The following is a 21,562-nucleotide window of genomic DNA, read 5'->3' on the forward strand; positions in this document are numbered from 1 at the left end:
TCACCCCGGCGCGGATGCTACCCCAGCTCCTCCCACGGGGTGCCGAGCCAGGCCTGGAAGGCGGTCTTCTGGGCCTCGGTGGGCTTGTCCACGCGGGCGATCCAGAGCGCGTCCGAGGGCTTCTGGCCGAGCACCACGGGCACCTCCACCAGCCGGTCCCGGCGAAACAGCGTGAGGTGCACGGTGTCGCCGGGGAGCTTGTCCTCGCAGCGCGACAGCAGGCCGGCGCTGTCCACCCGCCAGCCGTCGAGCGCCACGATCTCGTCGTCCGCGTACACCCCGGCCTCTTGCGCGGGCGAGCCCTCCACGATGGAGGCGAAGGCGCCGCCGCTCCGGGGGGTGATGCCGAGCCAGCCCCGGGGGCGGGCCTCGCTCCGGGCGCGGGGCGCGGGCGTGCCGCCGCGATCGCTCGTGGACTCACGGGGACGCGCCCGCACCTCCAGGCCCACGTGGGCGAACACGGCGTAGTCCAGCTCCTCCGTGCCGCGCACCGCCCGGTCGAAGAAGGCCCTCAAGTCCTTCCCCGCCACCTCCGAGGCCAGCGCCTCCACGCCCTCCTCGGGCACGCCGGCGCCATCGCCGTGGCGCTCCCACAGCACGCGCATCAGGTCGTCCAGGCCCCGCGCGTCCGCCGTGGCGCGCCGCAGCTCCAGGTCCAGCAGCACCGCCACCACCTCGCCCTTGAGGTAGTAGGAGATGGCGCTGTTGGGGCTGTGCTCGTCCGGCCGGTAGTGCTTCACCCAGCACACGAAGGAGGACTCGGCGAGCGTCTGCGCCTTGCGCCCCGGGGTGCCCTGGAGCGCCGACAACGTCTCGCCCAGGCGGACGAGGTAGCGGCTGGCGCTCATCAGCCCCGCGCGCAGCACCATGCGGTTGTCGTAGTAGGAGGTGACGCCCTCGAAGGCCCACAAGAGCGTGGTGTAGTTCTCCTGCGCGTAGTCCACGGGCACGAAGGCGCGGGGTTTGATGCGCTTGACGTTCCACAGGTGGAAGTACTCGTGGGCGGCCAGGGTGAGGAAGTCCTCCCAGCCGCGCGGGCTGTGCAGCCCCACGCGCGGAAACAGCAGCGCCGTGGACGCCTGGTGCTCCAGCCCCCCCCGGCCCTTGTCCGTGAGGTAGACGAGGAACAGGTAGCGCTTCATGGGCAGGCCGCCGAAGAGCCGGGCCTGGGTCTCGCACAGGCGCTGCAGCTCCACGCACAGCCGCGCCGGATCCGGCACGGTGTCGCCCCACACCACCACCTCGTGGGGCACCCCCGCGGCACTGAAGGTAAGGGGTGTGTGGGGCCCGACCTCGAAGGGGCTGTCCACCAGCGCGTCGTAGCTGTCCGCCACGAAGACGCCGTCGTGCGCGTCCAGCGCGGTGAAGGCACGCCAGCCCGGCGGGGCCTCCACGGTGACGTGGTGGGCGAGCCCGCGCGTGGCCTCGGTGTAGAGAAAGAGCGTGGCGCCGTTGAAGTAGGCGTGGCTGCCGTCCAGGTGGCTCGTGCGCACGGACAGCTCGTGGGCGTACACGCGGTAGGCGAGGGTGACGGCCACGCCCCGGGCCTCCACCCGCCAGGTGCGCTTGTCCGCGCGGCGCACCGCGAGCGGCTGGCCGTCCGGGCCCTGGGCGCTCACGTCCTGCACGTGGCGCGAGAACTCCCGCACCATGTAGCTGCCGGGCGTCCACACCGGCAGCACGGCGTCGAGCAGGTCGGGACCCGGGGGGAAGGTGGCCCGCACCTCGAAGAGGTGCGTGTGCGGCCGTGGCATCGAGACGCGGTAGTGGACCCCTTGCGACATGCCAGCTCCCCTTGTCCGGGCACTGCCCGGCAGGTTACTTCGCGCGCACCAGGATGGCGCCGAAGAATCCATCCGTGCCGTGCAAGTGCGGGGCGAGCCGCAGGTAGGGCCCCGCGCTCACCCGGGCGCCCAGCTCCGCGCCCAGCTCCTCGGCCACCGGCCGCACCGAGAACTCCGGGTGCCGGGAGAGGAAGTCCTCCACCACCGCCTCGTTCTCCTCGCGCAGCACGCTGCACGTGCCGTAGATGAGCCGCCCGCCGGGCTTCACCAGGTGGGAGAAGCGCTCGAGCAGCCGCTTCTGCCGCACCACGTGCTCGGCGAGCATCTCCGCCGTGAGGCGGTAGCGCGCGTCCGGCTTGCGCCGCAGGGTGCCCGTGCCGCTGCACGGCGCGTCCACCAGCACCCGGTCCGCCTTGCCCTGGAGCGCCGCGAGCGCCGTGTCCACCTCGGGGCCATCCGAGGGGATGAGCTGGGTGCGCACGTTGTGCACGCCAGCCCGGCGGGTGCGCTTGCGCAGGTCCTCCATGCGCCCCTCCTCGATGTCCAGCGCGTACAGGTCGCCCCGGTTCTTCATCTGTACGGCGAGCTGCAGCGTCTTGCCGCCCGCGCCCGCGCACGCGTCCACCACCTTGGTGGGCGGCGCGTCCACGAGCATGCCGAGCAGCTGGCTGCCCTCGTCCTGCAGCTCGAAGGCGCCGTCGCGGAAGGACTCCAGCGAGAAGGCGTTGATGCGCGTGTCCAGCGTGAGCCCCAGGGGCGACAGGGGCGTGGGCGTGGTGCTCACGCCTTCCTGGGCGAGCCGCGCCCGCAGCCACTCCCGGTCTCCCTTGAGCCCGTTGACGCGCGCGTTGAGCGGGGCGCGCTCGTTCATCGCCTCGGCGGCCCGCTCGGCATCCGCGCCGAACGTCTCCCGGAAGCGCACCGCCAGGAAGTCCGGCAGCGACGCGGCGATGGGGAAGCGCTTGTCCGGCGGGAGGCCCTCCAGCGTGCGCGCCGCGTGCGACAAGCCCGACAGGCCCGCGTCGCCCATCACCGCGAGCTGGGAGCTGCGCTCCACGTCGGCCACGCTCTCGCCGTGCAGCACGCGCGAGGCGGCCAGGCGCAGCACGTCCTGGTGCGTCCGATCCAGCTTGGTGAAGCCCCGGTGCGCGTGCTCCAGGAGGAAGTCCACCGTGCGCTGGCGGCGCAAGAGGGCGTACACCCGCTCGGCCACGGCCCGGCGCTCGTTGGAGTAGAGGTTCTTCTTGTGCCGCAGGGTGAAGTCCAGGGCCCGGTCGGACAGCCGGCCCTCGTGGCGGATGAAGCCATAGGCCTCGAGGCACGCCTGGAGGACCAGGTCCTCGCGCACGGGGCGCTCGCCGCGCGGCGCCTGGGAGTCGGGGGACTCCCGGCGGGGGGACTCCCGGCGGGGGGCATCCCGGCGGGAGGAGTCACGGCGGGGCTGGGAGGCCCGGGGGGGCGGGCGGGGATTCTTCTTCATGGACACGAGGCTCCGGAAATCTTCAGGCAGGCGCATCGCATCCCGGACGCGCGATGACAAGGGCGGAAGGGGCCGCCGGGCCGCTTCCGGGCCCCGGCGCGCCCCTTGGGCGCCCGGGGCGGGCCTCTAGCGCCGGCGGCGGCGCAGGGCACTTCCGAGCACCAGCAGGGCCCCGGGCAGCAGCGCCATGGCGGGTCCCGCCGAGCACCCGCCGGCCACGGAGTTCAGGCCCTCGGGGTCATCCAGGTCCTTGTCCGAGGGCAGGGTGGGGGTGCTGCCCGAGGAGCCGGGGATGGAGGGCGGCGTCGTCGAGTCGCCCGGAGCGGGGGTCTCCGCGGGCGTGCCCGGCGCGGGCTCGGCCGCCTCCGGGGGCAGGGTCTTGGTGAGGGAGAAGGTGTCCATCGCCTTGCCCGAGGGCGTGAGCATCTGGGCGGTGAGGGTGCCGCCCTCGACCTTCACGTCGAGGTAGCCGTGGTCGCCGTTGTTGCGCAGCACGGACCAGGAGGGCTTGCTGCTCAGGCCCATGTCCCGCAGGCTCGCGCCGCCGCTGCCCACCACCAGGTACACCGGCGCCCGGGTGCCCGAGCGCGCCGGCGCGTCGCCCACCATGGGCTGGCTGCGCTCGTAGTCGTGGTCATGCCCGGTGAGCACCAGGTCCACGCCGTACTTCTCGAACAGGGGGGCGAACTGCTTGCGGATGTTCAGCTGGGAGCCGTGCTCGCCGCTGCTCCACGGCGGGTAGTGCATGTAGGCGATCTTCCAGGGCGCGTTGCTCGCGGCCAGATCCTCCTCCACCCACTTGCGCTGGTTCTCCGGGGTGCAGCGGCTCGTGGGGGCCAGGCCCAGCGCGCAGCTCGAGTCGATGCCCACGAAGTGCACGAAGCCCCAGTCGAACGAGTAGTAGGACTCGCCGCCGGTGGAGCTGGTGGGCAGGTAGAGGTTGTCGAAGTAGGGCTGGCCCTTGTTCGTCTCGTACTCGTGGTTGCCGGGCACGGCGAAGAAGGGCACCTGCGCGAGCAGGGGCGCCATGGGCTCGAAGAGGTTGCGCTGGAACTCGGCCTCGGTGCCCGCCTCGTAGGCGTTGTCCCCCAGGGCGAGGAAAAGCTCCGGCGTGCGGCCGAGCATGGCGCGCGCCACCTCGACCTGATCCCGGCTGTTGGAACCGAAGTCGCCCACGGCGGTGAAGTGCACACGGCGCACGCCGGGCTTGGAGGCGGTGGAGAAGGTGACGGGGTTGGTGCGCACGCCGCACGCGTCCACCACGTAGGTGTAGGCGGTGCCCGGCTCGAGGCCCGTGAGCTCGATCGCGTGCCGGGTCCCCTGGTTGGGGGCCTTGGCCTGCTGATCCGTGCTGCCGTGGGTGCCGTAATAGACGGTGGGGGCGCAGGAGGCGGCCACCCGGAAGGCGACGAGGGCGCTGTCGGTGCCCACCTTCTGGAGGTAGGGCTCGCGCGCCAGACCCGCGGCCCGCGCAGGGGCGGCTGTCACCAGGGAAAGCGCGGTCACGGCGCCGAGCGCCAGGGAGTGCAGTCGGTGCATGAATCCTCCGGTCCGAATCATTCGGACTCGGAGTGCAACCGTTCGCCGCCGGACATCCATCCACGATTCAGCGGAGCCCGTGCCCGGGGAGCAGGCGGCCAGGGGGGCGCCTGCTCCGGACTCACCCCAACACGCCCGCGAGGAGACCGGGGCCGAACATGAGGCCGAGCGTGACCCATCCGACGCGCTTGCGGCGGAAGTCCCATCGCGGGCCCGGGGCGTCGTTCTTGTGCTCCTGGCAGTCCTCGCACAGAGGGGGCTCGCCCGGCGCGTCACAGTGCGCGCACAGGAAGGTGTCACACCCCGAGCAGACCCCCGTGGAGACCTCTCCGTGCACCGGGCAGGGAGGGGGCGCCTCTTCCTCCACGCCCGCGGCAAGCGCGGCGGCCCGCTGCTCCGGCGTCTCCACGTGGGCGTCGAGGAGTGCCAGGGCCCGCTCGAGGTTCTTCCGGGCCACCAGCACGCGCACGTCGATGATGGCACCGCCCAGCGCGGGACCGAGCATCCCACTGTGATGCTCGCCCTGGACGACACAGTCGATGTCATCCGAGTCGAGCAGGGCGCGCAGCGTCGAGGCCTCGGCCGGGTCGGCGCAGGTGGTGAGCAGGCAGAGATCCGATTCCGACGTGTGCATGGGAACCCCCAGGGCGAAGAAGGAGCGTGTCCGCTGCTTCCCTTGCAACAGCGGGCATGCGCGAAGACGTCCAACGGGCGCCTGGTTTCTCCTCTGCTCTCCCTGGGGCCGTACACTGCGACGCATGCAGACCGATGCGGTCCCTCCGTCCCGCCCCCGGATGCTCCTGGTGCCAGCCGTGCTGCTCGTCGTCGTGCTGGGACTGGGCTCGCGCTCCGGGATGGCCCGACACGCGCTGCCGCGCTTCCTCACCGCCTACGCGGGGGACACGCTGTGGGCCACGCTCGTCTACCTGGGGCTGTTCGTGCTCTGGCCCCGGCTGTCCGTGGGGCGCGCGGCGGCGGGGAGTCTGGGCTTCGCGGTGCTCATCGAATGCAGCCAGCTCTTCCACCCCCCCTGGCTGGATGAACTCCGGTCGCACACCCTCGTCGCCCTGGTGCTGGGCCGAGGGTTCCTCGTGTCGGATCTCTTCTGCTACGCGGTGGGCGTGGCGCTCGGCGTGGGGCTTGACGTGGGGTTCTTCTCCCGAGCCGCCTGGCGGGTGAACCCAAGGGGCTCACCCTAGCGACTCAGGACGGCAGGCCGGCCTGGGGCACGTAGCCGGAGAAGCCGTGGTTCTGGAACGGATCGCCGTAGATGGGCCCGGGGTTGGGCGCGACGACGACGCGCTGCCCGTTCGCGATGGCCTTGGCCGCGTTGGACGGCAGGCCCATGCCCAGGGGGCCGGAGACGGGGTCCCCGGGGTGGATCACGTGCGTGTAGTTCGGCCCCGAGGGGTAGGACGCGGCGGCGCCCCCGAAGGTCTGCACGTTGAAGTTGCTCATGGTCTGCTCGACCTGGGCCGCGCTCATGCCCTGGGCGCGCAGGTTGTCCTTCGTCTGCTGCAGGGCATCGCTGGTGATGATGCCGCCCTGGCTGTGCGCCGCCACCTGCACCGGCCCGCCGGACTGGGCGGCCTGGGTCATCAGGCGGGTGAGGGTGTTGGTCGCCGCGTTGCCGGGCAGGCTGATCCGGTCGCCGCCCGCCTGGGCCACGTCGGGGACGAACCCGTTGGTGCCGTTGTGGACGCAGATGACGTTGGCCCCGGTCTCGTTGGCCAGCTGCTGCGCGGCCTTCGCCTGATCCGGGCTGTTGGTCAGGATGCCGTTGGTGAAGAGGATGGTGGGCCGGGGCGCGTTCGGATCCTGTCCTTCCGGCGTGAAGGGGTGGACCTGGTCGGCCGGCGTGTTGGGCGGATAGGCCGTGGGACCCGTGGGGCCGGCGCCGACGATCCAGCCGTCATCGGGATCCACCGACACGCCCGGCACGCCCGTGGCCTGGGGCTCCTGGACGGGCCGCGCACCCGGAGGCAGGGTCGTGCCCGGCGCCGTGGTGCCAAAGCCCGGGGCCGGATCGGGCGCGTAGTTGCCCGTGCCATGCAGGGCCGTGCCGAGGACATCGAGCCCCCGCTGCGTCACATCGGCCGTGCCCTGAGCGAGATCCTTCGCGCCCTGGACCGCGCCATTGAAGAGGTCCTGCGCGCCCTGAGCCGCGCCGTGGGCGAGGTCCTGCGCGCCCTGGACCGTGTCCTGCGCGAGGTCCTGGACTCCCTCGGCCGCGCCGTGGGCGAGGTCCTGGATGCCCTGGCCCAGGTTCTGGATGCCCTGACCCAGACCTCCGAGGAAGCCCGCCGGCTGGGCCTGGGCCGTGCCCTGGGCCTGGACGCCCGCGAAGCGGCTCGCGGCGGACGTCGGCTGGAAGGTGTCCTTGCTGGGGATGACCGGCGGCTGGGCCTGGGTCGCGGGCGCCTGGGCGCTCGGGGCCGCCTTGGGCGCGGGAGGAGGCGGGGGCGGGGGCGGAGGACGCGGCGTCAGGCGACTGATGGTCATGGGCTCGGGCCTCGCGGAAGACGGAATCGGTGGCCCCAGATGTGGGGCTCACCATTACATTCTCGAAATTCGCGAAGAGAAGTTGCGCGCCCGCGTCTTGGCGGACCGCGTCGTCGCTCCGAGTGGCACGCCGCGCTGTCATTTGACGTCGATCTGGCCGGGCGGCTGGGGGCGCTCCCTCAAGTCGGCACGGGCCGAGCTCCAAGCGGGATCGCCCGGGTACAACACACTGCGCAGGTACGCCCAGGTCATCCGCTGCACCACGGCGACCCGCTCGGGGTTCTCGTCCGTGGTCTCCGTCACCTGGTAGCCGGAGATGCCGCCAAGCATGTGCCCTCCGCCGAACAGCGTGAGCAGCGCATTGGCGCCCGGGCTCAAGGTGTAGGCGTCCTTGAACCACCCGGGCCCGACGACCGTCAGCGGTGAGTGGTCCTGATCCCCCCAGACCACGAGGGTGGGCGTCTTCATCCCGGCGTAGCTCTGATTCAGGTAGGGGAAGCGTTCGACCGCGAGGGGGCTGAGCGCGTCGCCCCCTCGGCCCCCCGCGCAGAGGAGCACACCCACCTTGATGCGAGGGTCGGACAGGTCCTCGCCCACGCTCCCGTCGAACCCCAGCGTCCTCGTGCCCAGCAACAGGCCGGTGGTCTGTGCGCCGAACGAGTGCCCGACCGCGGCGATGCGGCTGGGGTCGAGGCGGCCCGCGAGGCCCGGGACGGCCCGTTCGAGGACATCCAGTTGATCGAGAATGCGTTGGAGGTCGGCGACGCGGGTCCGCCAGATGAACGGCCTCCGGGCATCCTCCGGAGGGAGACCCAACCGCCTGGAATCGAGGAAGGTGGGCTGAATCACGACGAAGCCACGTGCCGCCCAGTAGTTCGCGAGGGGGGCATAGCCGTCCATGGACGATCCGAAGCCGTGGGAGAAGACGATGATCGGCAGCGCGCTGCCCACCGCGGGCGCGGAAACGCGCACCAGGAGATCCTCGCCCCGTCCCGGCGCCGGCAACACGACCGGACTCGCGGAGATGACGGGGACGGGCGCGTTCAAGGCCTCGTCCCGAGGCAGGGCGAGCGGCTCGGCCAGCGGATGGTGTTTGGAGTGCTCCGAGGACATGGTCATCTCCTGGGTGACGCGTCGAGGTGTCTCCATCGTGAGAGGGGCGCCCCTGGATGAGAAGACGGCACTTTCGCCGCAGGAACGCACCTGGAGGTAACCATGGAGAAGGGCCGTCGAAGCACCGCCGAGCCGCTCGTGCGCATGTGCGAGACCGAGGAGTCCACGGCCGTCCGGGAATTCCTGACGAAGGTGGGCGACAAGTGGAGCATCCTGGTGGTGGTCATGCTCGCGAAGACCCCCCGCAACCGCGCGCGCTTCTCCGAGCTCCAGCGGATGGTGCGTGGGATTTCCCAGCGCATGCTCACCACCACCCTGCGCGACCTGGAGCGGGATGGCTTCGTGTCGCGTGAAGTCTTTCCCGAGGTGCCGCCGCGGGTGGAATACGAATTGACCCCACTGGGTCTCGGTTTGATGAAGCCGATGCAGGCGTTGGTCGATTGGATCGGCGGCAACTGGGGCGCGATCAAGACAGCGAGAGCGCGCTTCGACGAGCGGACGCGATGAGCCTCAGCGGCTGAGCGACGCCAGCGCCTCGCCCGCGAGACGGGCCACCGTGGGGTCGGCGTCGGCCCGCGCGGCGCGCAGCGCATCCATCGCCTGGGCCCGTTGGGGTTTGCCGAGCCGCCGGTTGTCGAGCGCGAAGGCCGCGTGGCGGCGCACGCTCGCGTGGGGCGAGCGCAGGCCGCGACAGACCTCGGCCACCTCGTCCGCGCCAATCTCACACGAGCCTCCGCCGAGCCGGAGGATGTCTTTTTCCACGACGGTCTTCAGCTTCGGGTGGCGCGCGAGCAGCGTCTCCAGCGGCGCGTAGTCCAGCGGCAAGGGGCGCGCGTTGTCGTCGCGGAAAGGACGCAGGTTGGCACAGCAGCCCTCCGCCGCGAGCCGACCCAGCCCGGGCTCGGCCGCCTTGTCCAGCAGCCACTCGAAGTCCCCCATGTACCCCAGGGCGTTCGCGCTCCAGGTCCTCGCGCTCTCGTCGGTGCCGTGCAGCAGCGCGTGGCGCAGCGCCGCGAGGCTCTCCGGGCTGCTCACGCCGGTGGCACCGAGCAGCCGCGCCGCCTGCCAGTCGTCGGGTTGGGCCCGCAGGCGTTCGGTCAGGGCCGGGGCGGCGGCTTCTCCGTGGGCGATCAGCCAGGCCTGGGCCTCCTCGCAGTTGATGCCGTCGTAGCTGTCCAGACGGCTCAGGTAGTAGTCCACCTGTTCCGGCACGGGCCGAGTGGCCACTTCCCGGCGCAGTTGTTCGGTGGCGTCCTGCTCGGGGAACAGGCGCAGGAAGCGCGCCTTGGGAATGCTGGCGCGGGCCAGCTCGGCGCCGCCGTCCTCGTCATGGAAGAACACGACGAAGTCGCGCTCCACGCGGGGATCCTTGGCGAACTGTTTGGCCAGCGTCTTCGCGGCGCGCGTCACGGTGGCGATGAAGCGCGCCTCGGTCTTGTGCCAGTGCGCGGGCCCCTTGCCATGGGCCTCGGCCTGCAAGGCGGCATCGAGGGCGGTCAGCCCGGCGTCGTCGGGTTCCTGGTCCCAGCGCCAGTCGGCCGGGTTCCATTTGACGCCGACGAAGCCCTCCTCCTTCCACCCGGGGTGGTCGGCGGTGAGCGCCGCGAGGCTGTTGGCGGCCAGCGAGGGCAGCCCCAGCGTGTGCTCCTCCTCGCGGTAGCTCGCGTGGAAGGCGACGGCGTACAAGGGGCTGGCGCCTCGCGCGAGCCAGTCGTCGAGCGTCGCGCGGGCGGTGTCGACGAGCCGTGTCTCCAATGCCTTCCAGTCCATCGTGAGTCCTCGCGGGGTTGGGTCGCGACAGTCTAACCCCGCGGACGATAGGACATCGCCACGTCGCACCGCTCGTAGCGCGCGCCGAACTGGCGCATGATCTCGGCGTCGTGCACGAAGCCGAGCTTCTCGTAGAGATGGATGGCCGCCGCGCACTTCTTGTTGGTCAACAGATAGACCTTGCCGAAGCCCAGGCTGGAGGCCCGCTCCAGGGTCTTGGCGAGCAGGAACTCGCCGACCTTCAGGCCCCGGGCGCTCTTCAAGACGCCCATCTTGGTCAGCTCCACCCAGCCGTCCTTGGAGACCATCAGGGCGCACGTCCCCACCACGCCCAGCTCCGGCGTCTCGGCGAACAGCACCACGCCGCCCTTGTCGAGGATCAACTCGCGCGGCTTGGACAGCAGGGCGATGTCGTTCTCCTCGAGGGCGAACATGTCCTCGATCCACTCGGCGTTGATCCGATAGAAGGCGGCGGTCAGGTCATCGGAGAAGTCCCGCGCCCACATCCTGGGTGGACCAGCGGCCTTGACCCGGTCGAGCAACGAGGCCTCGGCCAGACGCGCCTCCAGCGTGGCCAGCCCCTGCATGAAATCGCCCGACAGGCCCTCGACCAACGAGGCCGCTGCGGGCTCGATGCGCGGCATCAGCTGCGTCTGGATGCGGACCATCAGGGCCTCGCCCCGCTCCGTCAGCGCCAATTGCTTCGAGCGCTGGTCGTCCGGCGAGCGCCGCGCCTCGACGAAGTCCTCCAGCGTTCCGAGGGCGCGTGTCACCGTGGGTTGGGCCAGTTGCAGGCGCTCGGCCAGCTCGCCCACCGTGAGCGGGCCGTGCAGGTGGATCGTCATCAGCAGCGACACCTGGGCGGGCTGGACCGGCAGCTCCAGCGAGCGCGCCACCTCGGCCGCGTCGGCCTGCATCCGCTCGGCCAGTCGCTTGAGCCGACTGCCCAGGAACCCCACGCCGAAACCCGCCAGAAGATCGACTTCCATGCCGTACCTCCGTTTGATAGCGCGCTATATAGCTAGCTATAAACGAAGGGGAACGCAAGAGGGGGCGTCCAGACCTCACCCACGGGAAGGGAGTCGGCGCCCCCTCCGCCGCGCACGAGCAGCGCGCCCTGCTTGAGGTCCAGCACCACGGCCCATCGGTGCTCGCGGCGCGGCTCGGACATGTCCACCACCACGAAGTCCCCCGCGAAGCGGCGCTGGTCACAGCGGAACACCCAGAGGTTGGGCTTGCGGCGCAGCAACTCGCGCACGAAGGGCTTCTCGTCGTTCTTCAGGGCGTAGCGCTCGGAGAGCAGCGCGGCGGTGGCCACCGAGCAGTCCTTCTCCCGCCGCAGGAGCAGCGCCCAGGGGTTGGCGTGCCCGAGCAGGGGCGGGGTGATGGGCAACACGATGGGGGGTGCCCGGGACATGGCGTCACCGTAGGCCGCGCCCACTGGCGCCGCAAAGCGCTCTGGATTCAGGTGACCTGTGCGGACACGTCGGAAGGCTTGACTTGAAAGGTCATCTCCGGTTCTCTGTGTGCGAACCTGGAGGGTGTGCACGTGGCGGACGCGCGGAATGGGAAGGACGGGGAGCGGTACGAGGACGTGGGACCGGGCCTCGGGAGCTTGCATGTCGCGTGGCACGCGAAGACGGGCGGACGCGTCCCGCGCTTCTTTCCCGGCAATCCCGAGGAATGGCGGCCCATGGAGCGCTTCGAGGCACGGTTCTTCTCCGAGAGCTCGCCGCCCTCGCTCACACTCACGCTGGGGCCAAACCCCATGCGGTTGTCTCCGGCGGAGCTCGCGGACGTGCTCGTGCGAGCCTCCGCCTCGGACACGCGCGTGGAGCACAACGCCGAGGCGCGTGCCCACCTGACATCGGGAAAGGGCGCCCTCGCGGTCCGGCCCCGCCGATTCCATGTGAGTGGGTGCGTGGGTCTGGGTGCCTGCACCCTGGCTCTCCTGCTCGTGCTGGGTGCGTGGTTTCACCCGAACGGTTTGAGGGGGACCTCGTGGGTGCCCTTGTTCCCGCGCGTGAGCGGTATAGGGCATCCGTCGCCTCATCCCTGGCCCGACAGGCCAGTTCTCGAGGAGATGCCTCTGTGCGGCCCGAAGATGGTCGCGAAGGAGATCGACGGAGGGTGCTGGATCCCAATTGCGCAGAAGCCGCCGTGCGGCAAGGGCGTCGCCGAGCACCAGGGCAGGTGTTACCTGCCCAGCGTGAAGTCCACGCGCATGCCGCAGGCTACGGAGCCGTGACCTCCGACAAGTCGCCGGACAACAGCTTCCCATGTGGAGATGTGCTCGTGAACGGGAGCAACTTCGACGCGCTGCAAATGGCCTCGCGCACTCTCTGGGAGATCAAGACTACCGCGGTAGAAACGTACAACCCTTTCGTTCGAGCGCGCGAAATCGAAAGGCAAGTGCCGAAATTGCGGAGTGATCGCGCTCTCGCGTTGGCCTGCGGGTTCAACTTCCGAGTCGGCGTGCGCAGCGAAGCGCACAGGCAAGCGTTGGAAGAAGATGCCCCGGATCTGGTCGGTTTCATCGTCGTGATGGATTGGTGCTGAGATGACAAGCCATCGTCGTTTCAATCTCATCGTCTACGCGCCCGCGCTCGTGCGCGACGACGGCCGCCCTGTCTCCGTGGTCCACGGAATGGAGCGAGCAGTCCCCGGATTGCGATTGGAATGGACCGTCTCGGACGAAGGCGTATGCACTCCGGTGTCGCAGCGAGACGCCTGGGTGTCTCACGGGCGGGTGGATGGGCAGGGCTTCCCACTGCTGTGCAACGGCGACGAAAGCCGTCCCGTGACGGTTTTTGGATGGGAGCTTCCAGCGGACAGTGCGCCGGGGGGACAGCCACAATTCGAGGTCCATGCCCACCTGCCACTGGAGGCGAGGTGGAGCTTGGCGGCCGGGGATGTCCTGGCGGCCGTGGCGGAAAGCGCACGGGCGTTCTGGGGGCACGTGACGCCGTCCAGCGCGGGGTTGGACATCGCGCGCCAGACGAAGAATCGGCCAGACGACTTGGAGACACCTCCTCGAGGGCTGCCAATCCTCAGGTCCCCGGGTGCCCTGCGCTTGCCTGAGATTCCGCATCGCCTCGGCTGGCTGAATTATTGGTCCGCTTCCGCCGCTCGAGCCATCGGCTTTCCGGACGCCACTCGCGACGCGGAGTTGCTTTCGCGCTCACGACGAATGGAGCGGGGTGGGTGGATCGTCCGACTCACCGATTCGCCGCTCGACCTGAACAATCCCGCGCACCTGGATGCGCTCTTCCGGGTCTATGAGCGCTTTCCGGAGATGGGTGGTCGCCTGTCCCGCTGAGAGCGGCGTCATTTGCCTTCTCCGAGCGGGAAGGGCCCTCCGGCTGCTAATTCAAGGTCTGGATCCCGTCCCATTCGGAGCCCGCCTTGAGTCCTCCTCCCTCTCCCGTCCTCGTCACCGGAACGGAATACGAACGGTTGTTGCCGAGCCTCCGGCGCAAGCAGCCCTGGGCCCTGGGTTCCTCCTCGAGCGTTCGCGCGGAGCAGGTGCCCCCACGGCGGGCCGTGCCGGTGCATGGCGATGGGGTCGCGCAGGGCCCGTGGCGCTCGGCGCTGGCGCTGATCGACGACCAGTGCCGACAGCACGCGGACCGGGTGGCGCTCGCGGACGCCTCCACCGAGGTGACCTACGCGCGACTGTCCGCGCGCACCCGGGCCCTGGCGACACGGTTGCGCGCCCAGGGCGTCCGCGCCGGAGACGTGGTCGCGGTGGTGATGGACCGGAGCCTCGCGTTCATCGAGACCGCGCTCGCCGTCTGGCGGCTCGGGGCGGCGTACCTCCCCTTGGCCCCGGCGCACCCCGCGGCCTGGCGCGCGGACGTCGTCCGACGGGCGGGGGCGGTGCTCGTGGTCGGGCCCTCGGCCGAGAGCGCCGTGCCGGGCGTGCCTCACCTCGTGCCGGAGTCGGCGGACGTCCCCCCGTCGGAGTCCGAGGCCCTGGAGGCGCCGACGCTCACGCCGGAGTCCTTGGCGTACATCATCTGTACCTCGGGCTCCACCGGTGAGCCCAAGCTGGTGATGATCGAGCAGCGGGGCGTGGCCAACCTCCTCCTCGCCCAGCGCCGTTTCCTGGACGGCGTGGGACCCCAGGTGCGGGTGTTGCAGTTCTTCCACCCGTCCTTCGACGCGGCCTTGTTCGACATCCTGATGGCGCTCGGCAATGGCGGTCGGCTGGAGCTCATCGACGACACGCTCATCTCCGGTGAGCCCCTCGCCGAGGTGCTGCGCTCGCGCCGCATCACCCACGCGGTCCTTCCCGTGTCGGTCCTGCGCACCCTGAGTCCGGAGGGCTTCCCCGACCTCGAGGTGGTGATGAGCACCGGCGACGTGTGCCTCCCGGAGACGGCCCGGCGCTGGTCCTTGAACCACCGCTTCGTCAACGGCTATGGGCCCACGGAGATCACCGTGGGATGCACGCTGCACACGGTGGGGACCCAGGACGCCGGACGTGTGCCCATCGGCCGGCCCCTGGCGGGGACGCACATCGTCCTCCTCGACGAGCACCTGCGGCCCGTGCCGGAGGGCACTCCCGGGGAGATCTGCATCGGCGGGAGCGGGGTGGGGCGGGGCTACCTGGGGCAGCCCGCGCTCACGGCCGAGCGCTTCATCCCGGACCCATTCAGCCCCACGCCCGGCGCCCGGCTGTACCGCAGTGGGGACCTGGGCCAGTTCCTCGCGGACGGCTCGCTCGACTTCCTGGGCCGACGCGATGACCAGGTGAAGGTCCGGGGCGCGCGCATCGAGCTGGGCCAGGTGGAGGCCGCGCTGTGCGACCTGCCCGGAGTGCGGGACGCGGTGGCCGTCATCGACGGCGCCGGGGAGCGGCTGTTGGGGTACGTGCTCCCGACCGAGGGTCCGGCGTGCGATGTCGCCGCGCTGCGCGCCACGCTCCGCCACCGGTTGCCCGGCTACCTGGTGCCCGACGTGCTCGTCGCCGTGGAGGCGTGGCCGTTGACCCCGAGTGGCAAGGTGGATCGGTCCCGGCTGCCCCGGCCCCGAGGCGCGGGGGACTCGGCGGAGGGCCTGCCGCGCACGTCCCTGGAGCGGGCCCTGGCGGGGATCGCGGCGGAGCTGCTCGGGCTGGAGCGGGTCGGGGTGCGGGACAACCTGTTCGCGCTGGGGGGCCACTCCCTGTTCGCCACCCAGCTCGTGGCCCGGGTGCGCGCGGAGCTGGGTGTCCACCTCGAGTTGAGCGCCGTACTGGCCTCGCCTGTCATCGCCGAGCTCGCCGAGCACCTGCGGGACGTGCCTCGGTCCGTGGATCCGGGGCCCCGGAGGGCCGAGCCCGGGACACCCGTGGTGCCGTCGTATGCCCAGCAGCGGGTGTGGATGATGCACAAGCTGCACCCCGAGGCGCGCGCCTACCACACGCAGGCGGTGCTCCGTTTGGAGGGGGAGCTGGTGCTCGCCGCGCTCAACGCGAGCCTCACCGACATCGTCCGGCGGCAGGACGTGCTGCGCACCCGCTTCCCCGAGGTGGATGGCGAGCTGCGGTGCGAGCTGGAGGCGCCCTGGGACGTGGAGGTCGCCGTGCGGGATCTCCAGGCGCTCGACGAGGCGCGGCACGCGGAGGCCGTGGGCGAGGCCGTGCGTGAGCTGCTCGCGGCGCCGTTCTCCCTCGCCGAGGGCCGGCCGTTCCGCTGGCTGCTGCTGCGGCTCGGGGCGCGCGAGCATGTCTTCGTGCACGTGGAGCACCACATCGTGCATGACGGCTGGTCGTTCAACCTGTTCGTGCGGGAGCTCGTCGACGGGTACGCCGACCACGTGCGCCATGGCCGGGGGCGGCGCGAGGATCCGCCCGTGCGCTACTCGGACTATGCGCGCTGGCAGCGGGAGTGGTGTGCCACGGAGGCCGCCGCGGCGCAGCGTCGCTTCTGGCGACAGGAGCTGGAGGGCGCCGAGACCGTGCTCGCGCTGCCTCGGAATCCCGTGCCCGCGGCGCGGCGGTTTCGCGGCGTGGCCCCCCGGATGGAGATCGACGAGGGGCTCGCGCACCGCCTGCTCGCGCTGTCCGAGCGAGGCTCGACGTCGCTGTTCAACACGCTGCTCGCGGCGTTCTTCGTGCTGCTGCACCGCTACACGGGCGCGTCCGATGTCCTCGTGGGCTCGGGCGTGGCCAACCGCCACTGGCGGGACACGGAAGAGCTGCTGGGCATGTTCGTCAACACGGTCGTGCTGCGCGGCCGGTTGCACGGCGATCCGACCTTCTCGGAGTTCCTGGAGCGGGTGCGGCGCACGTCGCTGGCGGTCTACGACCACCAGGAACTGCCCTACGGGATGATCTTCGCGGAGTCCCCCGCGCGGCAGGACGAGGGCGCCCACCCGCTGATCCAGACCCTGTTCAGCTTCCACGACGCGCCGCACGGCACGGTGGGGGCGTCTCCGCTGGACGTCACCGTCGTGGAGGGGTTGAGCAACGGCTCGGCGAAGTTCGAGGTGTCCGTCGTCGCGGTGCCGCGCTACGCCCAGGCAGGACACATCAGCCGGGAGGAGGGCGATGTCGTGCACATTCCCCGCTCGGACGGGCCCGTGCCGCCCAGTCCCCGCTCGGCCCTGTGTGGCATCACGCTCGCCTGGGAGTTCGACACCGAGCTCTTCGACGCGGCGTTCATCACGGGCATGCTCGCCGCGTACCAGACGCTGCTGCACGCCCTCGTCGACGCGCCCGACACCCGGGTCTCCGCGCTGCCGCTGATGGACGCGGCCCAGGCCCGGGCGCTCGTCGTGACAGGGCCCCAGCCGCCCCTTCCGGAGTCCTGGCTCCCCCGACTCGTCGAGCTCCAGGCGGAGCGCACGCCGGAGGCGCCGGCCCTGGTCTCGGGCGCGGGCGTCGTGTCCTACCGGGACCTGGTGCGCGAGGCGCGCTACCGGGCGTCCCACCTCCGAAGCCAGGGCGTGGGCCCGGGGGACGTGGTGGCGGTGTGCCTGCCCTTGTCGGACCGGATGGCCGTCGCCCAGCTCGCGGTGCTGTTCACTGGGGCCGCCTTCCTGCCCCTGGCGCCCCACCATCCGCCCGCGCACCTGACGCGCCTGCTCCAGGACGCGCGGCCCCGCCTCGTCCTCACCACCCGGGCCCTGGCGGAGCGGGTCGGCGATGTTCCGCTCGTCCTGTGGGACGCGCCCATCGACTCCGCCGACAGGCCGCTGCCCCCGGGCGAGCCCTCCGCCCTCGCCTACGTCATCTATACGTCCGGCTCGACGGGCCAGCCCAAGGGGGTCCTGGTCGAGCACCGCTCGGTGGTGGCCCGCCTGCACGGCTCGGAGGTGCTCGGCCTGGGTCCTGGCAAGACGATGCTGGCCCTGTCCTCGCCGGGCTTCGACGTGTCGGTGATGGAGGTGTGGGGCGCGTGGCTCAAGGGCGCGGCGGTCCACTTCCTCGAGCCGGGCTGGACGACCCGGGAGGTGGCGCGGTGCATGGCGCGGGGCGCGGTGACCCACGTGAGCCTCACGCCCGCGGTGTTCCACGCCCTGGTGGCCGAAGCCCCGGAGAGCTTCGAGCGGGTCGAGCGGATCTCCGTGGCGGGGGATGTCGTCTCGCCCGAGGCGGTGCACGCGCTGCGGCGCCGGGGCGTCTCGCGCGTGACCAACGTCTACGGCCCGACCGAGACCACCATCTTCGCCAGCACCCTGGACCTGGAGGACTGGTCCGGGGTGGAGGGCGCCCGGGTGCCCATTGGGCGACCCCCGGCCCACTGTCAGCTCGCCGTGCTCGATGCGCACGGGCGGGCGGTGCCCGCGGGCGTGGTGGGGGAGATCTGCATCGGAGGGCCGGGGGTCGCCCGGGGCTACCTCGGCCAGCCGGGCCTCACCGCCGAGCGCTTCGTGCCGCATCCCCTCGCGGCGGAGCCTGGCGAGCGGCTGTACCGCAGTGGAGACCTGGGCCGGTGGTTGCCCGGCGGCCTCCTGGAGTTCGTGGGCCGCCGGGACGAGCAGGTGAAGATCCGGGGCGTCCGGGTGGAGCTCGCGGAGGTGCGGGCCGCGCTGGCCGCGCATCCCGGGGTGACGGACGCGGTGGTGACCGTGGAGCGCTCCGGGGGCGAGGCCCGGCTGGTGGGGTACGTGCTGGCCGCGCCCGGGGCCATGTTGTCGGGTCCGTCCGTGCGCGAGGAGCTGGCCCGCCGGGTGCCCGGTGCGTTCGTGCCCGGCGTCGTCATGGTGCTGGAGGCCTGGCCGCTCACCCCGAGCGGCAAGCTGGACCGCTCCCGGCTCCCCGCGCCGAGCCTTCAGGCGGACGCGGTCTTCACCGCCCCGAGGACCGAGCAGGAGACCCGGATCGCCGCCCTGGTCACCGGCCTGCTGGCGCTGGAGCGGGTGGGGGTCCACGACAGCCTGTTCGCGCTGGGGATGCACTCTTTGCAGGCCATGCGGCTGGCCTCGCGGTTGAGCGCGATGACCGGGCACGAGGTTTCTCCCGCGCTCCTCTTCTCCCATCCAACCGTCGCGGCCCTGGCGCTCGTGCTGCCCTCGCTGCCGACCTCGCGTCCCACCATCACGAGGTTGCCCCGCGCATGACGGACCTGTTCCCCATGTCCTTCGCCCAGCGGCGGCTGTGCTTCCTGCATGGGCTCGACCCCTCGGGTTTCGCCCATGGCTCGGCGCGGTGCTTCCAGGTGACGGGCCCGTTGGACCTCTCCGCCTTGCGCGGGGCCCTGGACCTGCTGGTCGCGAGGCACGAGCCGCTGCGGACCGTCTTTCCCCTCGGCTCGCTCCAGCGGGTGTCGCCCACGGGTCAGGCCTTCCCGCGCGTGCTCGACGTGGCGGACGAGGCCGAGGCGGCGCGGCGGCTCGACGCGCTCGTGTCCGAGCCCTTCGACGTCGAGCACGGCCCGCTCGCCCGGCTCACCGTGCTCCGGTGGGCCGAGACGTCGCACCTGCTCGTCTTCTGCCTGCACCTGCTCGTGGCCGATGGCTGGTCCGCGCAGGTCTTCTTCGAGGAGCTGTCGCTCGCTTACCGGGCGCGGTTCACCGGGGGGGCCCTCGACTGGCCCGAGCTGCCCATTCAATACGTGGATTGGGCGGCGTGGCAGCGGGAACAGCTCACCGAACCCCGGCGCGAGGTCCTGGTGCGCTGGTGGCGGGAGTGGCTCGCGGGCGTTCCCCCCACGCTGGACCTGGTGCCCTACCGGCGCGCGCGGGGCCGGGGGCAGCGGATTCAGCGCCCGTTGTCCGAGGTGCTGCTCTCGCGGCTCCGGGCCCAGGCGCGCAGCGAGGGGCAGACGCTGTTCACGGTCCTGGCGGCCGCCTGCGGCCTCGTCGTCGGGCGGCTCGCGGACCGGGAGCGCCTGGTGCTGGGCCTGGCCGTGGCCAATCGGGACCCGCCCGAGGTCGAGCGCGTCCTGGGCTTCTTCGTCAACACCGTGGCGCTGCGGATCGACCTGGGCGGCGGGCCCTCCTTCCGGGAGCTGCTCGTCCGGGTGGCCGAGTCCACCGCCGCCGCGCTCGCGCACCAGGCGTTGCCCTTCGAGCAGCTCGTCGCGGCACTCGATCCGCCCCGGGACCCCGACCGCTCCCCCCTGGTCCAGGTCAACTTCGCGCACCATCCGCTGGGGTCGCTGGGCGTGCTGGCACTGGCGGGCTGCGCGGTGACGGAGCGCGTGCTGGACTTCGTCCCGGTGAAGTTCGAGCTCACCCTGAAGGTGGAGGAGACGGCCGACGGGGGCGCGCGCGTCGGAGCCGAGTTCGACGAGGGCCTGTTGCCGCCGGGCGTCGTGGAGACGCTGCTGACCACCTACGAGGAGGTGCTGGAGGCCGCCGCGTCCGAGCGGCCGGTGGCGGAGTGGATGCTCCCGCGGACGGAGACGCAGCGTGCCGTGGCCCGCCTGTTCGCGCAGGTGCTGGGCGTCGACGCGGTGGGCCTCCATGAGGACTTCTTCCGGCGGGGAGGCCACTCCCTGCTGCTGGTGGAGCTCGCGGCCGGGATTCGGGCCGGGTTCGGGCGTGATCTCCCGCTGCACGCGCTGTATGCACTCCCCACGGTGGCCGGTGTGGCCGCCCGCCTCGAGCAGGAGACCCGAGATGACTGAGTCCTATCCGCTGCCCCGGGACGAGCGGCGACCGCTGGCGCCGCCTCCGGACTTCGAGCGCCTGCGGCGCGAAGCGCCCGTGTCCCGCATCCGCATCTGGGATGGCAGCACCCCCTGGCTCATCACCCGGTACGAGGACGCCTGCGCGGCGCTGGCGGATCCCCGGCTGAGCATGGACTTCACGCTGCCGGGCTTTCCGCACATCTCGCCCGCGTCGGCGCTGCGCAGTGCCCGGCTGTTGCCGTTTCCGTTCCGTCCCGAGGCGGACTACCGGCGTCAGCGGGCCATGCTCCTGCGGGAGTTCTCGCCCCGGCGCATGGAGGCCCTGCGGCCCGCGGTCCAGCGCGCCGTGGACGACGCGCTCGACGCGATGGAGGCCGGGCCGAGGCCGGTGGACCTGATGGCGACCTACGCGCTGCCCGTGGCCACGCGGGTCATCTGCGAGCTGCTGGGCGTGCCTCATGAGGACTACGAGCCCCTGCATGCCCTCAGCCGCACCATCGCCTCACGCACCGCGCCCAAGGACGTGGTCGGCCGGGCCATGGACGAGATGGATGGCTACTTCCACCGGCTGGTGGCGACCCACAAGGCCGCGCCCGGAGACACGCTCGTGGGCCGTGTCGTGGCCCAGGACGTCCTGGGCGGCGCCCTGAGTGACGAGGACGCCGCGGCCATGTTCCAGATGCTGTTCTTCGCCGGGCACGGGCCCTCGGCCTACATGATCGGCCTGGGCACGGTGGCGCTCCTGCTGGAGCCCGCGCAGCGCGAGCGCTTCCTCGCGGCGCGCGAGCCGGCGCGGCGCTCCGCGGCCGTGCAGGAGTTGCTGCGCTACGTCACCGTCTCCCACAACGCCCGCCAGCGGGTGGCCACGGCGGACCTCACCGTGGGGGGCCAGCTCATCCGGGAGGGGGAAGGGGTGCTGGTGCAACTCGACGCCGCCAACCGCGACCCCGCCGTCTTCCCCGCGCCGGACCGGTTGGACGTCGAGCGCGCGCCGGTCCACAACCTCGCGATGGGGCACGGCATCCACCTGTGCATGGGCCGCGCGCTGGCGCTCATCGAGCTGGACGTGGCCTTCGAGTCGCTGTGGCGGCGGCTGCCCGCGCTGCGTCTGGCGGTGCCGCTCGAGGAGATTCCCTTCAAGCACGACGAGAATCTCCTGGGCGCGCACGAGGTGCCGGTCACCTGGTAGCCCGCGCGGCTACAGCGCACGAGGCCGCGGCGCATGCGTACCTCGTCCGATGGACACCTGGGGCGGTGGGCGGACAGCATGCGTCCCCATGCGATTGTCGACATCGAAGTCCCGCGGTGAA

The 21,562-nt window shown here is 71.7% G+C and carries 16 protein-coding genes; 7 read left to right on the forward strand and 9 right to left on the reverse strand.

All coding sequences use genetic code 11. The features are described 5' to 3' along the window. Positions 1-17: 17 nt before the first annotated feature. The 4 genes from I3V78_RS14870 to I3V78_RS14885 all read right to left on the reverse strand — a co-directional run bounded on the left by I3V78_RS14870 (position 18) and on the right by I3V78_RS14885 (position 5,437). Positions 18-1,784 (reverse strand): M61 family metallopeptidase, encoded by a 1,767-nt coding sequence (locus I3V78_RS14870; RefSeq protein WP_204488415.1) that lies wholly within the window; start codon positions 1,782-1,784, stop codon positions 18-20. A gap of 34 nt (positions 1,785-1,818) precedes the next feature. Continuing rightward, the gene (locus I3V78_RS14875; RefSeq protein ID WP_204488416.1) at positions 1,819-3,264 is read right to left on the reverse strand and encodes an RsmB/NOP family class I SAM-dependent RNA methyltransferase; all 1,446 of its coding nucleotides are present in this window, start codon (positions 3,262-3,264) and stop codon (positions 1,819-1,821) included. 126 nt (positions 3,265-3,390) lie between these two features. Further along, entirely contained in the window at positions 3,391-4,803 is a 1,413-nt protein-coding gene (locus tag I3V78_RS14880) for a purple acid phosphatase family protein (RefSeq protein ID WP_204488417.1), read from the reverse strand. A gap of 121 nt (positions 4,804-4,924) precedes the next feature. Next, a complete protein-coding gene (locus tag I3V78_RS14885; protein WP_204488418.1) occupies positions 4,925-5,437 on the reverse strand; it encodes a putative signal transducing protein in 513 nt (170 codons plus the stop codon). A gap of 124 nt (positions 5,438-5,561) precedes the next feature. On the opposite strand from I3V78_RS14885, the gene I3V78_RS14890 reads away from it, so the two are divergent. Continuing rightward, entirely contained in the window at positions 5,562-6,002 is a 441-nt protein-coding gene (locus tag I3V78_RS14890; RefSeq protein WP_204488419.1) for a ribosomal maturation YjgA family protein, read from the forward strand. Positions 6,003-6,006: 4 nt separating this feature from the next. On the opposite strand, the gene I3V78_RS14895 is transcribed toward I3V78_RS14890, so the two are convergent. Further along, the gene (locus tag I3V78_RS14895; RefSeq protein ID WP_204488420.1) at positions 6,007-7,305 is read right to left on the reverse strand and encodes a hypothetical protein; all 1,299 of its coding nucleotides are present in this window, start codon (positions 7,303-7,305) and stop codon (positions 6,007-6,009) included. 138 nt (positions 7,306-7,443) lie between these two features. Then, the gene (locus I3V78_RS14900) at positions 7,444-8,418 is read right to left on the reverse strand and encodes an alpha/beta hydrolase family protein (RefSeq protein WP_239576431.1); all 975 of its coding nucleotides are present in this window, start codon (positions 8,416-8,418) and stop codon (positions 7,444-7,446) included. Positions 8,419-8,520: 102 nt separating this feature from the next. On the opposite strand from I3V78_RS14900, the gene I3V78_RS14905 reads away from it, so the two are divergent. Further along, the gene (locus tag I3V78_RS14905; protein WP_204488421.1) at positions 8,521-8,925 is read left to right on the forward strand and encodes a winged helix-turn-helix transcriptional regulator; all 405 of its coding nucleotides are present in this window, start codon (positions 8,521-8,523) and stop codon (positions 8,923-8,925) included. Positions 8,926-8,928: 3 nt separating this feature from the next. On the opposite strand, the gene I3V78_RS14910 is transcribed toward I3V78_RS14905, so the two are convergent. From I3V78_RS14910 to I3V78_RS14920, 3 genes are read right to left on the reverse strand one after another with little or no spacing between them, the layout of a single operon-like run. Further along, positions 8,929-10,188, reverse strand: a complete 1,260-nt coding sequence (locus I3V78_RS14910) for a DUF4303 domain-containing protein (RefSeq protein WP_204488423.1) — start codon at positions 10,186-10,188, stop codon at positions 8,929-8,931. A 32-nt stretch (positions 10,189-10,220) separates the two neighbouring features. Continuing rightward, entirely contained in the window at positions 10,221-11,177 is a 957-nt protein-coding gene (locus I3V78_RS14915) for a bifunctional helix-turn-helix transcriptional regulator/GNAT family N-acetyltransferase (RefSeq protein WP_204488425.1), read from the reverse strand. A 32-nt stretch (positions 11,178-11,209) separates the two neighbouring features. Next, positions 11,210-11,605: a hypothetical protein gene (locus I3V78_RS14920; RefSeq protein ID WP_239576432.1), complete on the reverse strand. Its 396-nt coding sequence runs from the start codon at positions 11,603-11,605 to the stop codon at positions 11,210-11,212. 827 nt (positions 11,606-12,432) lie between these two features. On the opposite strand from I3V78_RS14920, the gene I3V78_RS40155 reads away from it, so the two are divergent. The 5 genes from I3V78_RS40155 (at position 12,433) to I3V78_RS14945 (ending at position 21,441) form a co-directional block, all read left to right on the forward strand. Continuing rightward, the gene (locus I3V78_RS40155) at positions 12,433-12,747 is read left to right on the forward strand and encodes a DUF6310 domain-containing protein (protein ID WP_338023580.1); all 315 of its coding nucleotides are present in this window, start codon (positions 12,433-12,435) and stop codon (positions 12,745-12,747) included. Position 12,748: 1 nt separating this feature from the next. Then, entirely contained in the window at positions 12,749-13,507 is a 759-nt protein-coding gene (locus tag I3V78_RS14930) for a DUF5953 family protein (protein WP_204488427.1), read from the forward strand. Between the two features lie 86 nt (positions 13,508-13,593). After that, positions 13,594-18,738 (forward strand): non-ribosomal peptide synthetase, encoded by a 5,145-nt coding sequence (locus I3V78_RS14935; protein ID WP_204488429.1) that lies wholly within the window; start codon positions 13,594-13,596, stop codon positions 18,736-18,738. Further along, positions 18,735-20,249, forward strand: a complete 1,515-nt coding sequence (locus I3V78_RS14940) for a condensation domain-containing protein (protein ID WP_204488431.1) — start codon at positions 18,735-18,737, stop codon at positions 20,247-20,249. Before I3V78_RS14935 ends, I3V78_RS14940 begins: the two co-directional genes overlap by 4 nt. Further along, entirely contained in the window at positions 20,242-21,441 is a 1,200-nt protein-coding gene (locus I3V78_RS14945; protein ID WP_204488433.1) for a cytochrome P450, read from the forward strand. Before I3V78_RS14940 ends, I3V78_RS14945 begins: the two co-directional genes overlap by 8 nt. Positions 21,442-21,562 lie beyond the last annotated feature (121 nt).

This window comes from Archangium primigenium (assembly GCF_016904885.1).
GTDB lineage: Bacteria > Myxococcota > Myxococcia > Myxococcales > Myxococcaceae > Cystobacter > Cystobacter primigenius.